The following is a 13,808-nucleotide window of genomic DNA, read 5'->3' as shown; positions in this document are numbered from 1 at the left end:
GCCCCCTCATCCACCAAGGGACACCTCATGGAAGCCTATCTGTCATTCAACGGCAATTGCGCCGAAGCCTTCGATTTCTACGGCAAGTGCCTGGACGGCAAGACGCTGTTCAGCATGACCTTCGGCGACAGCCCGATGGGCGCGCAAACGCCGGCGGACTACAAGAGCAAGATCATGCACGCCACCTTCGAGGCGCGGGGCCAGAAGATCATGGGTTCCGACATGCCGCCGGGTATGCCATTCGAAGGCTACAAGGGTTTTTCGCTGTCAGTGCAGTCCAACGACGTGGAGGCCGGGCGCAAGATGTTCAACGCGCTCGCCGAGGGCGGCAAGGTCACGATGCCCTACGAGCCGACCTTCTGGGCCGCAGGCTTCGGCATGCTGGTCGACAAGTTCGGCGTGCCGTGGATGGTCAACGTCGAGCAGCCCGCAGCAAAGGGCTGACGCAGGGTAGAAGCTCAGCTCAGCTCAGCTCAGCTCAGCTCAGCTCAGCTCAGCTCAGCTCAGCTCAGCTCAGCCGTGCTCAGCCGTGCTCAGCCCTGCTCAACCCTGCTCAACCCTGCTCAGCCCTGCTCAGCCCTGCTCAGCCCTGCTCAGCCAGCTCAGCCAGCTCAGCTTAGGCCAAGGTGCCCGGATCGACGTTTGCGCCACAGATGATCAGACACACCTTTTCGCTGGCGCGCGGCAAATAGAGGCCGGTCTGCAGCGCAGCCAACGGCAGCGCGGCGGCTGGTTCGACTGCCAGCTTCAATTCTTTCCAGAGCCAGAGTTGTGCGGCGCGAATCGCGTCATCGGGAAGCACCAATGCGTCGCGCACCTGGCGCTGCGTGATCTCCCACGAAATGGCGCCGATGCGCCGGGCACCCAGCGAATCGGCCGCGACGCCGCTCACTTCCACGTCGACCGGCGCGCAGGCCTCGCGCGCACGGAACAAGGTCGGTGCGCGCTCGGGCTCCAGCGCCACGACGCGGCTGCGCTGCTCGAACCATGCGGCCAGTCCGGCGATGAGGCCGCCACCCCCCACACTGACCAGCACCGAATCGGGCAAGCCACCCTGCTGCTCGATCTCGCGGCCCAGCGTGCCCGCGCCGGCGACGACCTCGAGTTGGTCATAGGCATGCGTCAGCAGCGCGCCTGTCTCGCGCTGCCGGGCGAGGCAGGCTGCGAGTGCATCGGCATACAGGTCGCCGACCACGACCACTTCGGCACCGAGGGCGCGCAACCTGGCGCGCTTGGCCTCGGGCGAGACACCGGGCAGGAAGACTTCGCATCGAACACCGATCGCACGGGCCGCCGCGGCCGTCGCGATGCCGGCATTGCCACCTGAAGCCACCACCACGCCGCTGGCCGGAATATCGTTGGCGAGCAGCCGGTTCATCATGCCGCGCGCCTTGAAGCTGCCGCTGACCTGCAGCTGCTCCAGCTTGAGCCAGACCTCGACGCCCTCCGCGCCGTTCAAGCCGAGCGCAGGCGCGCGCAGCTTCCAGAGCGGCGTCTCCAGGAGGAAATGCGCAGCGCGTTCATGCAAGCGCTGCGAGGCGACGTCGATTTCGTCGTGCCAGCGGATGTTGGCGGTTTCGCTCAACCGATGTGTCCCGACAGCGGCTGGTCGAGCTTGAGGCCCTTGGGGAGCGGGAACTTGATGGTCTCTTCAATGCCGTCCATCTTGCGCACCGAAACCGCACCAAGCGCCCGGATGCGCTCGATCACCTCGCTCACCAGCACCTCGGGCGCCGAGGCACCGGCGGTGAGACCGATGCGGGACTTGCCTTCGAACCATTCGGGCTTCAGCTCGGACGCGCTGTCGACCATGTAGCTCTCGGTGCCAAGGCGCTGCGCCAACTCGCGCAGGCGGTTGCTGTTGGAGCTGGTGGGGCTGCCGACGACGATCACCAGGTCGACCTGCGGACTCATGATCTTGACGGCGTCCTGCCGGTTCTGCGTGGCGTAGCAGATGTCTTGCTGCTTGGGCTCGCGCACTGCGGGGAAGCGTGCGCGCACGGCGGCGGCAATCTCGGCGGCGTCGTCCACGCTCAGGGTGGTCTGGGTGACGACCGCGAGCTTTTCGGCCTGCCGCGGCTGCACGCGGGCCACATCGGCCACGTCTTCCACCAGGTGAATGCCGCTCGACAACTGGCCCATCGTGCCCTCGACCTCGGGATGCCCCTTGTGGCCGATCATGATGAACTCGTAGCCTTCTTTCGCTAGCTTTGCGACCTCGACGTGCACCTTGGTGACGAGCGGACACGTCGCATCGAAGATGTCGAAGCCGCGATCGCGCGCCTCCTGCTGCACCGCCTTGCTCACGCCGTGCGCGCTGAACACCAGCGTCGCGCCGGGCGGCACATCGGCCAGGTCTTCGATGAAGATCGCGCCCTTGCCCTTGAGAGAGTTCACGACGAAGGTGTTGTGCACGATCTCGTGGCGCACGTAGATCGGCGCGCCGAACTTGGCCAGTGCGCGCTCGACGATTTCGATGGCACGGTCCACGCCTGCACAGAAGCCGCGCGGCTCCGCCAGGATGACTTCCTCGAGCTTTCTTGCGGCCGTCACAGCACGCCGATCAAGTGCACCTCGAAGGTCACGGGCTGGCCTGCGAGCGGATGGTTGAAGTCGAACTGCACGGCCGTGTCGCTCGAGTCGACCACCGCGCCGGCATAGCTGCCCAGGCCGTCCGGCGTGGGGAACTGGACCACGTCGCCGACCGCATAGCGCTCGTCGGGGTCGCCCATTTGCGCGAGGAGTTTTTTCGCGACCCACTGAAGCATCTCGGGATTGCGCTCGCCGAAGGCCTCGCCGGAAGCGAGTTCGAAGGTCGCGTGCGTGCCCTCCTCGAGCCCGATCAGGCGCTGCTCCATCGCGGGCGACAACTCGCCGGTGCCGAGCGACAGGGTTGCGGCCTTGTCGGCAAAGGTGTTGATGATGTCGCCCGCAGGGCCGGCCAGCCGGTAGTGCAGTGTGAGGAATGAGCCGGGTGTGACAACGGCGATGGAGGTGAGCGAAGACAAGATGGGAGTCTCGATAAACTGAACCCAGCATTTTAGGGAGTGGGGTCAAAGACCCCTGAAGAACATGACTTTCAAGGATCTGCCGGCCGAAATGCGACCGCGCGAAAAACTGATTGCACGCGGCGCAGGTGCGCTGGGCGACGCCGAACTGCTCGCATTGCTTCTGCGAACCGGCATCGCCGGCAAGAACGTGCTGCACTTGTCGCAGGAACTGCTCGACCGCTTCCAAGGTATCGCCGGGCTGCTCAACGCCAGCCTGGACGACCTGAAATCGATCAAGGGGCTCGGCGGCAACGCGAAGCGGGCCGAACTCAGCGCGGTGCTGGAACTGGCCCGCCGCGCGCTGGCCGAGCAACTCAAGGAGCGCGCGGTGTTCGACTCGCCGGATGCCGTCAAGCGATACCTCCAACTGCACCTGGCATCGCGCACGCACGAAGTCTTCGCGGTGCTCTTCCTGGATGCCCAGCACCGGCTGATTGCGCTCGAGGAATTGTTTCGCGGCACGCTCACGCAAACCAGCGTCTATCCGCGTGAGGTCGTCATGCGCGCCTTGCACCATCACGCTGCGGCCGTCGTGCTGGCGCACAACCATCCCAGCGGCTGTGCCGAGCCCTCGCGCGCAGACGAGATGCTGACGCAGGCCCTCAAGGCTGCGCTCGCGCTGATCGACGTGCGGGTGCTCGACCATGTGATCGTCGGCAAGGGCGGGGCGCTGTCGATGGCCGAGCGCGGCCTGGTTTAAGCCGCGTCCCGTACGATGGGGCAATGGCTGCATCGAAACCCTCCAGTCTCAAGACGCTTTCCGACCTGAAGACGATCCAGCGTTCGCTCGCCGAGCAGCGTGAACGCGAAGCCACCGAGGCCGCGGCACGCGTGGCCGCCGAGAAGAAAAGGCTGGCCGAGAGCGACTTGTTTTCGCGGGCCATCGGCGCGACGCAACCCTTGCGCCGCAAGGCCGCGGTGCCGCTCGCGCCCGAGCCGCCGGCGCCGATCCCCGTGCAGCATCAACTCGACGAACAACGCGTGCTGCGCGAATCGATCAGCGACGACTTCGACGTGACCACGCTGCTCGACGTCGACGACGCGATGAGCTTTCGCCGGCCTGGCATCGGCACCGACGTGACGCGCAAGCTGCGCGCGGGCGAATGGTCGATCCAGCGGGAAGTGGACTTGCATGGCCTGCGCAGCGACGAGGCGCGCGACGCACTCGGCGCATTCATACGCGGCGCGCACAAGCAGGGTTTGCGCTGCGTGCGCGTGGTCCACGGCAAGGGCCTGGGCTCGCCAGGCAAGCAGCCGGTGCTGAAGACCAAGACGCAGCGCTGGCTGATCCAGAAGAACGAGGTGCTGGCGTTCGTGCAGGCCAAGCCGGCGGAAGGCGGGGCCGGGGCGCTGGTCGTGTTGCTGGCGCCTGCTGGAAGGTAGGCTCGGCCCCAGGTTCCGCGCACTTCGCGTCGCTCCTCCCACCCTACCGCGGCAACCGGCTGTCGATCACCGCTGAGTCCTGAACCCGACATGGGCTTGGCGGCGAAGGTATGCCTTTTGTCGAACTAGAAGACTGGTCAGTGGCCCATTGCGGTCCTTGAGTTCGTGTGATTCGGTGCCTGATAGCCGCCATTCGGTGGCGCGGCCCACGCCGCCGGGGCCGGTGACCCAATTGTCGATCGCCTGGCTATGCCCGTGTGCTGGTGGGCGCCATCGGCACCGCTCTAGCCGTGGGTGCGACCGTCATCGACCAGATTGCCTGTCTGCTCAGCCGCGCTGCCGCCTCATGTGAGACCATCGCCACCCACGTGACGACGCTGATCGGCGCTATCTTTCGCTCTCTTGGGCGCACGGCGCAGGCGGGCGTGTCGATCACCGCAGCGTTCTTGCGCTGGTGCTTCGATCTGTTGTCCACCTCGGTGCACGCAGTGGCGCTGCGTGCTTTGTCGCTCGTTGGCTGACGCTGACTTTTTGCAAGCAGGCATCAAGGCTCACAGGAGGGTTCTCCATGCCACAGTTTTATATGTTCAAGTGCAGCACTTGCAACACGCAGATCAGGGGCCCGAAGGTTCAACTCGGCAAACCGAACACTTCCAAGACTGGCTCCCTTTTCGTCGGAACCAACCGGCCACCAGGCGTGGCATGCAGCAACCTGGGGCACACGGGGGTCACCTACACCGGAAAAGAAGACCTGCGGGAGACGCTCTACGAGTTGTGCCAAAGCCCCACCATCACGAGCCCGACGGGCGGCGACAACGTGGCGGGCTACATTGATGGCACCGAGTTCAAGTTCTATAAGTCGGACAACCTGGCGCGGCCCGCAGTGGTCAACGCACTATTGGGCAAGGCGAAGTCCAACTACGCAACGGTCTACACCAACCGCGCGGATGCGCTTTGGATCAAGCACTATCCAAAGATGAAGGTGAAGTTGATGGACCAACTGAAGCCCACCGAGGGTGACGGAGCGGTCGGCGTGACACTGGCCTTGCAAACCGTCAAGAAGTGGCCCCGCCAGATTGCTGCAATCGCGCTGAAAGCCCCCATCCCAGGCGGCGGCCTCCACGCAGCGGCGGCAGGCCTTAGCAAAGACCTCGACCTCCCGCCCGGCAGCCGCAAGAAGGGCCTGGCCCGCGCGCTTCGGTACTACATGCTGGCCACCTACTCGCTGGTGGACATCAGCTCGGCCGAAGCCTACGAAGGGTTGAAGAACTACGTGGGCGCCTTGCTCGTCAGCGACCAGGGGCAGATCCTCGCCGCGGGCATCAACACCGGGTCGTTCCGCCACGCCGAGGTCAGCATGCTGCTGTCCTACTTCCGCAACAATCCCACAGCGACCAAGGTGCCCGAAAACAGCGTCATCTTCTCGACGCTCACCCCGTGCAAGGGGTGCACCGGTTTTCTCTCGGTGACGAAATCCAGCAACTGCGTGATTTATTTCGGCCAGGAAGACACCGGCAAAGACGGCAAGGTCGGCAAGAAGATCTCCACTCAATTGAGTGAGAAAACCAAGGCCCCTGTCGGACGGAGCAAGGAAAAGCTCCCCGGCGAGATCGTTCCCGACGATACCGAGGACACCGAGGGCACAGGCGTCGTTGCGATGGGCACCGCGAGCGAAATCCACAAAGTTCAAGTGGACAAGGGCCTGACCAGCTGCATGGGCACCGGGTCGATCGCGACCCAGATTGGCAAAGCGAAGCATGCGAAAGAAGTCCTGCGTTCCGGGAGCGAAGCCCTCATCCACAAGATGCTCAGGACACGCGCCACAGACGCCGAGAGCGAGGTCAAGCATGCCGTCCTCACGCATATTGGCCAATGGCTGGGTACGTCGAGGTCCGTTGAGTAATTCGGCCCCATCGGGCGGCAGGTTCGCGGCCACGGGCAAGGCACGCCGGCCGATACGCTTGAGCAAGGACGCCAGCGGGTCGGTATTGCTCGCATCGACCGTGGTGATGCCGTAGGCTTCGCCCTCCATGCGCACGAGCTTCTCCAGCATTTCCGTGACTTTCTTGGCCGAGTCGATGCGACCGACCGTCGAGATCACTTTCAGGTAGATCTCGTTCAGCGGGTCGCGCCGGTGGGGGCCGTTGTCGTCGGTGCCCGAGGTGTCCATCAATTCGCCGAGGCGGGTGAACAGGGTCGATCGAGCCGGTGGCCAATTCCAGATCGGCCAGCAAGGCCCGAAACAGGTCGCTAGAGCAAGGTCTTCAGGGCGACGGCTGCATCGGCGACCGTCGCCGCATCAGGATTCCGCCGTGCCTCCAGCAGCTTGCGGCTCATCATGTGGTCGACCGGCGCGTTGACCGACTCGACGCAGATCAACTGGTCGCCGACGTAGTGGAATAGCGAGAACGCGTTCGGGTTCGCGCCCGGACCGGGGCGGCGCACGGTGTGCAGGCCCGGCGTGCCCTCGGCGGGCATCAGGCCGGCCATCTGCAGGCGCAGGCCGCCCTGGTCGGACCAGAACCACGCGAGCACGTCGTGCGGCTTCGAGGCGCCGGTGAGCGTGGCTGTCGCGGTGCGGGCCTGGTCGTTGGCGTTCTGGACGGACTCCAGCCGCAGCGGGCGGCCTGCGCGGCGGTCGGGGAAGCGCGTGCAGTCGCCGATGGCGAGCACATCGGCATCGCTGGTCTGCATGTGCGCATCGACCACGATGCCATCGGCGCATTCGAGGCCGGCGGCCCGCGCGAGCGCGGTCTCGGGCACGGCGCCGATGCCGAGCAGCAACAGGTCGACCGGCAGTTTCGCGCCGTCGACCTCGATCGACACCAGGCGCCCGCCTTCGGTCTCGAAAGCCCCGACCTTCGCGCCGAGCACGATGTCGATGCCGGCCGCGCGGTGCGTGGCGAGCACATGCGCCGACAGCTCGGGCGAGACGGCGCGGCCCAGCAGGCGCGGCGCGATCTCGATCACGCGCACCGTCTTGCCGAGCGCCTTCGCCGTGGCCGCGACCTCGAGGCCGATGAAGCCGCCGCCCAGCACGGTCACGTCCTGCGCAGCCATGAGCCGGGTGCGCAGGCGCTGCGCCTCCTCGGCGGCACGCAGCGATACGACGTTGTCGAGCGCACTCGTCGACAGGCCCGCAAGCTGACGTGCGCGCGTGCCCGTGGCCAACACCAGCCGCTCGTAGGGCAGTACCGCGCCGGAGCGCAGCGCAACGGTGTGTGTGGCGCGGTCGATCGACACGGCCGCGTCGTTCAGGTGCAGCGTGATGCCGGCATCACGGTACCAGTCGGCTGCCTTGTGCGGCTGGGTGGCTTCCTCGACGCTCTTGAGAAAGGTCTTGGACAGCGGCGGCCGGTGATAAGGCTCGCAGGGCTCCTCGCAGACCAGGTGCACGCGCGCGCCCTGCCCCGCCTCGACGAGGCCTGCACACAGTTGCGCGGCGGCGTGGCCACCGCCGATGATGACGATCGAATTCATGTTGTTTGACCAGGTTCTTGATGCGGTCTATTCGCCGCGGTTGCGCATCCAGTCCGCGGTCTGGAAGAAGGAATTTCGAAGGCGTTCGCGCAGGGCATGAGGCACGCCGGTCTCGCCCATGGCCTGGTCCATGCAAGCCAGCCATTCGTCGCGCTCGCGGATGCCGATGCTGTGGCCGCCGATGCTTTGCGGCAGGTGGCGCGCCCGCAGCATCGGGTGGCCGAAGCGATCGGTGTAGTGCTGCGGTCCGCCGAGCCAGCCGCACAGGAACCAGAACAGGCGCTGGCGGGCGTTGTCGAGGGTGTTGCCGTGCACTGCGCGCAAGCGCGCATAGGCGGGCTCGAGGTCCATCAGGTCATAGAAGCGCTCGACCAGCGCATGGACCTTGTCTTCGCCGCCGATCCACTCGAACGGGGTCGCGAACGGGGCTTTTTCTTCAATCTGCATGGGTGGGGAGTATCGCGCGACGCCAAGACCCGCATTCCATAATCCCAAGCCGGACCCAGATCCACGTTGCCCCATGGGAGACCCGCTTGCCTGACACCTCCGCCCCCACCCCTGTCGCCGCTTTCACCCCCACGACGACTGCCGAGCTGCCCGTCATCGACGTGTCGGCACTCGTGCGCCCCGGCGCGGGCCGCGATGCCGTGGCGGCGCAGATCGGCGCCGCCTGTCGCGCGCACGGCTTCTTCTACATCACCGGCCACGGCATCGACCCCGCGCTGGCCGCCCGGCTGGAACGGCTGAGCCACCAGTTCTTCGACCTCGACGAGGCCACCAAGATGCAATGGCGCATGGCTCTCGGCGGTCGCGCATGGCGCGGCTACTTTCCGCTGGCGGGCGAACTCACGTCGGGTCGGCCGGACTGGAAGGAAGGGCTGTACCTCGGCACCGAACTGGCCGACGACCACCCGATGGTGCAGGCCCGCCTGCCGGTGCACGGGCGCAACCTGATCCCCGATGTGCCCGGATTCCGCGAGGCCATTCGCGACTACATGGCTGCGGTGACGCAGCTCGGCCATCGACTCATGGAAGGCATCGCGCTCAGCCTGGGGCTGCCGGCGCACTACTTCGCGGAGCGCTACACGCACGACCCGCTGATCCTGTTCCGCATCTTCAACTACCCGACGCAGGCGGTGCCCGAGGGCCTCGACGTGCAGTGGGGCGTGGGCGAGCACACCGACTACGGGCTGCTCACCATCCTGCGCCAGGATGACGTAGGCGGCCTGCAGGTGCGCACGCCCGGCGGCTGGATCGAGGCGTCGCCGGTGGCCGATTCCTTCGTCTGCAACATCGGCGACATGCTCGACCGCATGACGGGCGGGCTCTACAAGTCGACGCCGCATCGCGTCACGCGCAATACCTCCGGGCGCGACCGCCTGTCGTTCCCGCTGTTCTTCGACCCGAACTTCGAAGCGCGCGTCCAGCGCATCGAGGGGCTCGCCGGCGCGGACGCGCTGGACGACAGCGCGGCGCGCTGGGACCGGGCCAACGTGCATGCCTTCAATGGGCGCTACGGCGACTATCTGCTCGACAAGGTATCGAAGGTGTTCCCGCAGTTGCGCGATGAAGTGCTTTGAGCGGGCCTCCCCACCCTATTCCGCAGCCCGCCGCAGCGTGTCCACCACCGGCCGCCGCAACACCTCGCGCAGGCCCCACCAGCCTGCCCCCAGCGCCAGCACGGCACCCGCCAGCGAGCCGAAGATGGGCACCAGCGGCGACGCGGTCCAGGTGAACTCGAACACATAGCGGGCCAGTGCCCAGCCGATCACCGACGCGACGATGCTGGCCAGGAAGCCGGCCAGCAAGCCGACGCCGGCCAACTCGGCACGCTGCACTTGCCGCAGCAGGGTGCCACGGGCCCCGACGGCTCGCATTACCGCGAACTCGCGCGCACGCTCTTCACGCGTGGCAGTCACCGCGGCAAACAACACCACCAGACCCGCCGCGAGCGTGAAGCCGAACAGGAACTCGACCGCGCGAATCACCTGGTCGAGCACGCGCTGGATCTGCACGATCGTGGCGCTCATGTCGACGTTGGTGACGTTCGGGTAGGTGCGCACCAGCGCGTTGTCGAAGCCCTTGGTCTCGGGCGCGCGGAACGCGCCCATGTAGGTGATGGGCACGTCGGCCAGGCTGGACACCGTGTACATCACGAAGAAGTTGGCATGCAGCGAGCCCCAGTCGACCTTGCGCAGCGAGGTGATGCGCGCGTCGCTCGGGATGCCGCCGATGTCGAAGCGCAGCCGGTCGCCGAGTTTGAGGCGCAGCGTCTCGGCCAGGCCTTCCTCGACACTGACTTCGCCTTGCGCCTGGGGATTCCACGCGCCGGCGGTGATGTTGTTGTGCGGTGGCGCCTCGGCGCTGTTGCTGAGGTTGAACTCGCGATCGACCAGGCGCTTGGCGCGGTCGTCGACATAGTCGTCGGGCGACACGGGCTTGTCGTTGATGGCCACGAGGCGGCCGCGGATCATCGGGTACCAGTCGAACTTGTGGACGCCGGCATCGCGCAGCGATTTCTGGAAGGCGTCGCTCTGGTCGGGCATCACGTTGATGACGAAGCGGTTGGGCGCGTCCGGCGGCGTGGCGCGGCGCCAGCTGGCGACGAGGTCGGTGCGCAGCAGCACCAGCAGGACCAGCGCGAGCAAGCCCACGGCCAGGGCGCTGACCTGCACCACCGCATACACCGGCCGCGCCGAGATCTGGCGCGTGGCCAGCACCAGCCAGCGTGGCGCGGTGCTTTCGTTGACGCTGCGCCGCAGGACTTTCACGGCGAACCAGCTCAACAAGGCGAAAACCGCCACCGCCGCGCCGAAGCCGCCGACGGCGATCAGGCCGAGCTTGATGTCGCTGCTGGCCGCGATGAGCAATGCCGCAAAACCGAGCACGCCGATGCCGAGCACCGTGACCGAGGCCGGCTTCAGGCCGCCCACGTCGCGCCGGATCACCCGCAACGGCGGCACCCTGGCCAGTTGCAGCACCGGCGGCAGGCCGAAGGCGAACAGCAGCGTCAACCCCATGCCGAGCCCGAACCCGACCGGCCACAAGGTCGGCGCGGGCAAGGCCGTTTCGACCAGGCCGGCCAGCAGCACGACGAACGCATAGTGGATGCCGAAGCCGGCCGCCACGCCCAGCGAACTGGCCACGAGGCCAACGATGGCGAACTCGAAGGCATAGGCGCCGGCGATGGTGCGCTGGCTCTGGCCCAGCACGCGCAGCATGGCGCAATCGTCGAGGTGGCCGGCGGCGAATCCGCGCGCGGCCAGCGCGACGGCGACGGCGCTGAGCAATGCCGCGAGCAAGGCGACCAGGTTCAAGAATTTCTCGGCCCGGTCGAGCGTCTGTCGCATCTCCGGGCGGCCGCTTTCGAACGACTCCAGGCGCATGCCGCGCAGTTCGCCCTTCTTGATGCCGGCATCGACCTCATCGCTGAACTGCTTGACGGAACGCGCCTCGCCGGCCACCGCAAAGCGATAGCTCACGCGGCTGGCCGGCTGCACGAGGCCGGTGCGAGCCACGTCGGCCTGGTTGAGCATCACGCGCGGCGCAAAGCTCATGAAGCCTGCGCCGCGATCGGGTTCGAGCGTGATGACGCGGGCGATGCGCAAGTCGGTGTCGCCGAGCAGCAGGCGGTCGCCCACCTTCAATGCCAGCGATTCGAGCAGCGACGCATCGACCCATGCTTCGCCCGGCGCCGGGACGTCGCGCGTGGGCGCACCGGGCTCATCCGCCGTGAGGGCCGTCTGCAGGCTGCCGCGCAACGGATAGCCGGCGATCACGGCCTTGAGTGCGACGAGCTTGGTGGCGCCGCCTTGCGCGTCGTCGGCGCGCGCCATGGTCGGAAAGCCGTAGCTGCCGGTGGCCTGCAGGCCGAGCGCACGGGCGCGCGCGACGAAGGCCTGCGGTGTCGGGTTGTCACTGGCCAGCACGGCATCGCCACCGAGCAACTGGCGCGCGTCGCGCTGCAGCCCGCCCTTCAACCTGTCTGCAAAGAAGCCGACCGCCGTGAGCGCCGCAACCGCCAGCAGCACGGCAACGATGAGCAGGCGCAGTTCGCCGGCACGCAAGTCGCGCCACAGCGTGCGCCAACCAAGGCGTATGGATGCAATCATGCGCGACACCATAGCCGAGTCGCGGCGTTCCGGCGAAACGCCGGCCCTCGAAGCCCCTACGCGTGCAACGGCCCGGCCAGGTCCGGTTGCAGCGCCAGCCGCTCTGCCCCCGCATAGCAAAGGAAGCGCCGATTCGTCGCGCGCCCGATTGCGCAGAGACCGACGCGCTGCGCCACCTCGTGCCCCATCTGCGTAATGCCGCTGCGCGAGACCACGATGGGCACGCCCATCTGCGCCGACTTGATGACCATTTCGCTGGTGAGCCGGCCGGTCGTGTAGAACACGCGGCCGCTTGCCAGAGAGGCCGATGGCTGCATCGCGATCCAGCCGGCGATGGTGTCGATGGCGTTGTGCCGGCCCACGTCCTCGACGAAGCACTGCATCTTGACCCCATCGTCGGCCTCGAGCGTGAACAGCGCGCAGCCATGCACCGAACCTGCTGACTTGTAGGTGCTCTCCTGAAGCCGGATGGCATTGACCAGTGCATAGAGCTGCGCCTGCGTGAAGCGCGTGTCGGGCAGCTTCAGGGCGTCGATGCCGGCCATGAGGTCGCCGAACACGCTGCCTTGCCCGCAGCCGGTGGTCACGACTTTCTTCGCGGTTCGTTCCTCGATGCGGTCGATGCCCGCGTGCGTCCTGACGGCCGCGGCGCCGACCTCCCAGTCGACGGTGATCGACTCGACATCGGAGGCCGATTCGATCAGCCGCTGGTTGAGCAGGTAGCCGAGCACCAGCAATTCGGGCTGCGCGCCGAGCGTCATCAGCGTGACGAGTTCGCGCCGGTCGACGTAGACGGTGAGATCGCGTTCGGCCGGGATGGAGACGGTGCCGTGCTCACCGTGCTCGTCGATGACAGCGACTTCGCGCGTCAGCGGTGCGCGCGCGGTGGTCAGGCGGGGAAGCGTCGCCGCGTGGACATGGGGCTCGGGCATGGACATGCCGGGCACGATAGCCCAAAACCGAGACGCCAAGTCTCGGGTCGGGGCTTCCCGCGGTTCAACTCACTTTCAGGCAATCGCGTTGGGTGACCGAGAAATCGACCAGTTGCTCGCCCACCATGAAGAGGTGCCTGAACGTGACGCCGCGCGCCAGCAACGCGCGCACGTTGGGCGTGCCGCAGTTCTTCGCGGTGATGCGGCTTCGCAGGGCGGAAGAGTCCGCGCCGCCGGGCCGGATGTAGTGGTAAGTGGCCACTCGCGAGCTCGATTCATATTCGGCACCGATCAACGTGGCCTGGTCTTCCATCCGGATCGGCACCTGTTGCAGCACGCTCTGGACGCCGCTCTTCATGCCCGCTTCGAGCTCGGTGTCGCTCAGGGTCGAAAGGCGGGCCTGGTCATCCGCCGCAACGGCGGGTACGCCGAGCGCCATCAGGGCAACGGCAAGGACAATGTGCGGCAGGTGGCCGCGAAGCGGTGATCGGCGCATTTGAAGGCTCTCGTCGGTTCGCGCGGACGGTGTCCACGAGTAGCCAAACTATGACTTTCGTATTCATACGAGTCAACGAGCGATCGGCATAAGCCGGACGGCCGAACGGGCCGATGTGTGACATCGGCCCGGGTGCGTCGATTTGAATCGGCGGGTCGACCGATTCGATTTGCAATCGATGGCTGTTGCTGACTTTCTTCAGGCGGATGCGGCGTGCAACTTGCCGTCGGACATCGTCTTCTCACGCAGCCTGTCGTACTCGGCCTTGGGCACCGGCACCGCATTCGGGTTGCCGAGGTCGTTCATGTGCACGCGGTAGGTTTCACGCGCAGTCCATGCCGCCACCGCCGCGATG

The 13,808-nt window shown here is 66.6% G+C and carries 14 protein-coding genes; 6 read left to right on the top strand and 8 right to left on the bottom strand.

Features of this window, described 5'->3' with window-relative positions; all coding sequences use genetic code 11:
* Positions 1 to 27: 27 nt before the first annotated feature.
* Complete coding sequence (locus WKW80_RS31170) at positions 28 to 444, top strand: VOC family protein (protein ID WP_340367469.1); 417 nt, start codon at positions 28 to 30, stop codon at positions 442 to 444.
* Positions 445 to 616: 172 nt separating this feature from the next.
* Here WKW80_RS31170 and WKW80_RS31165 read toward each other — a convergent pair whose 3' ends face one another.
* The 3 genes from WKW80_RS31165 to WKW80_RS31155 are packed head-to-tail and all read right to left on the bottom strand — an operon-like array spanning position 617 to position 3,008.
* A complete protein-coding gene (locus WKW80_RS31165; RefSeq protein ID WP_340367511.1) occupies positions 617 to 1,567 on the bottom strand; it encodes a threonine/serine dehydratase in 951 nt (316 codons plus the stop codon).
* A gap of 14 nt (positions 1,568 to 1,581) precedes the next feature.
* Positions 1,582 to 2,553, bottom strand: coding sequence for a 4-hydroxy-3-methylbut-2-enyl diphosphate reductase (gene ispH, locus WKW80_RS31160; RefSeq protein WP_340367468.1), 972 nt, complete (start codon positions 2,551 to 2,553; stop codon positions 1,582 to 1,584).
* The gene (locus WKW80_RS31155; RefSeq protein WP_422822998.1) at positions 2,550 to 3,008 is read right to left on the bottom strand and encodes an FKBP-type peptidyl-prolyl cis-trans isomerase; all 459 of its coding nucleotides are present in this window, start codon (positions 3,006 to 3,008) and stop codon (positions 2,550 to 2,552) included. Before WKW80_RS31155 ends, ispH begins: the two co-directional genes overlap by 4 nt.
* 64 nt (positions 3,009 to 3,072) lie before the next feature.
* Between WKW80_RS31155 and radC the strand changes: the two genes are divergently transcribed.
* The 4 genes from radC to WKW80_RS31135 all read left to right on the top strand — a co-directional run bounded on the left by radC (position 3,073) and on the right by WKW80_RS31135 (position 6,336).
* Positions 3,073 to 3,750 carry a RadC family protein gene (gene radC / locus WKW80_RS31150; RefSeq protein WP_340367467.1) on the top strand — a complete coding sequence of 226 codons (678 nt, stop codon included), beginning with the start codon at positions 3,073 to 3,075 and terminating at the stop codon, positions 3,748 to 3,750.
* Between the two features lie 23 nt (positions 3,751 to 3,773).
* Positions 3,774 to 4,433, top strand: a complete 660-nt coding sequence (locus WKW80_RS31145; RefSeq protein ID WP_340367466.1) for a Smr/MutS family protein — start codon at positions 3,774 to 3,776, stop codon at positions 4,431 to 4,433.
* Between the two features lie 290 nt (positions 4,434 to 4,723).
* Complete coding sequence (locus tag WKW80_RS31140; protein ID WP_340367465.1) at positions 4,724 to 4,954, top strand: hypothetical protein; 231 nt, start codon at positions 4,724 to 4,726, stop codon at positions 4,952 to 4,954.
* A 176-nt stretch (positions 4,955 to 5,130) separates the two neighbouring features.
* On the top strand, positions 5,131 to 6,336 hold the full coding sequence (locus tag WKW80_RS31135; protein WP_340367464.1) for a cytidine/deoxycytidylate deaminase family protein: 1,206 nt from the start codon (positions 5,131 to 5,133) through the stop codon (positions 6,334 to 6,336).
* A 347-nt stretch (positions 6,337 to 6,683) separates the two neighbouring features.
* Here the strand turns inward: WKW80_RS31135 and WKW80_RS31130 are convergent, their stop codons facing one another.
* Both WKW80_RS31130 and WKW80_RS31125 read right to left on the bottom strand, forming a co-directional pair.
* Complete coding sequence (locus WKW80_RS31130) at positions 6,684 to 7,913, bottom strand: NAD(P)/FAD-dependent oxidoreductase (RefSeq protein ID WP_340367463.1); 1,230 nt, start codon at positions 7,911 to 7,913, stop codon at positions 6,684 to 6,686.
* 27 nt (positions 7,914 to 7,940) lie between these two features.
* Positions 7,941 to 8,360 carry a group II truncated hemoglobin gene (locus WKW80_RS31125; RefSeq protein ID WP_340367462.1) on the bottom strand — a complete coding sequence of 140 codons (420 nt, stop codon included), beginning with the start codon at positions 8,358 to 8,360 and terminating at the stop codon, positions 7,941 to 7,943.
* An 86-nt stretch (positions 8,361 to 8,446) separates the two neighbouring features.
* Between WKW80_RS31125 and WKW80_RS31120 the strand changes: the two genes are divergently transcribed.
* Complete coding sequence (locus tag WKW80_RS31120) at positions 8,447 to 9,493, top strand: isopenicillin N synthase family dioxygenase (protein ID WP_340367461.1); 1,047 nt, start codon at positions 8,447 to 8,449, stop codon at positions 9,491 to 9,493.
* Positions 9,494 to 9,508: 15 nt separating this feature from the next.
* Here WKW80_RS31120 and WKW80_RS31115 read toward each other — a convergent pair whose 3' ends face one another.
* From WKW80_RS31115 to WKW80_RS31105, 3 genes are read right to left on the bottom strand one after another with little or no spacing between them, the layout of a single operon-like run.
* Entirely contained in the window at positions 9,509 to 12,025 is a 2,517-nt protein-coding gene (locus WKW80_RS31115; protein ID WP_340367460.1) for an ABC transporter permease, read from the bottom strand.
* Positions 12,026 to 12,081: 56 nt separating this feature from the next.
* A complete protein-coding gene (locus WKW80_RS31110; protein WP_422822997.1) occupies positions 12,082 to 12,963 on the bottom strand; it encodes a formate dehydrogenase accessory sulfurtransferase FdhD in 882 nt (293 codons plus the stop codon).
* A gap of 58 nt (positions 12,964 to 13,021) precedes the next feature.
* Complete coding sequence (locus WKW80_RS31105; RefSeq protein WP_340367459.1) at positions 13,022 to 13,453, bottom strand: hypothetical protein; 432 nt, start codon at positions 13,451 to 13,453, stop codon at positions 13,022 to 13,024.
* Positions 13,454 to 13,808 lie beyond the last annotated feature (355 nt).

Source organism: Variovorax humicola, from assembly GCF_037889915.1.
GTDB lineage: Bacteria > Pseudomonadota > Gammaproteobacteria > Burkholderiales > Burkholderiaceae_C > Variovorax > Variovorax humicola.
This window is presented reverse-complemented; position numbering and strand designations above follow the sequence as displayed.

What these genes read in the sequence shown, in the direction of transcription:
- WKW80_RS31125 (WP_340367462.1), bottom strand. Translation starts at nt 8,360, where the DNA reads ATGCAGATTGAAGAAAAAGCCCCGTTCGCGACCCCGTTCGAGTGGATC.
- WKW80_RS31115 (WP_340367460.1), bottom strand. Translation starts at nt 12,025, where the DNA reads ATGATTGCATCCATACGCCTTGGTTGGCGCACGCTGTGGCGCGACTTG.
- WKW80_RS31110 (WP_422822997.1), bottom strand. Translation starts at nt 12,963, where the DNA reads ATGTCCATGCCCGAGCCCCATGTCCACGCGGCGACGCTTCCCCGCCTG.
- WKW80_RS31130 (WP_340367463.1), bottom strand. Translation starts at nt 7,913, where the DNA reads ATGAATTCGATCGTCATCATCGGCGGTGGCCACGCCGCCGCGCAACTG.
- WKW80_RS31170 (WP_340367469.1), top strand. Translation starts at nt 28, where the DNA reads ATGGAAGCCTATCTGTCATTCAACGGCAATTGCGCCGAAGCCTTCGAT.
- WKW80_RS31145 (WP_340367466.1), top strand. Translation starts at nt 3,774, where the DNA reads ATGGCTGCATCGAAACCCTCCAGTCTCAAGACGCTTTCCGACCTGAAG.
- radC (WP_340367467.1), top strand. Translation starts at nt 3,073, where the DNA reads ATGACTTTCAAGGATCTGCCGGCCGAAATGCGACCGCGCGAAAAACTG.
- WKW80_RS31105 (WP_340367459.1), bottom strand. Translation starts at nt 13,453, where the DNA reads ATGCGCCGATCACCGCTTCGCGGCCACCTGCCGCACATTGTCCTTGCC.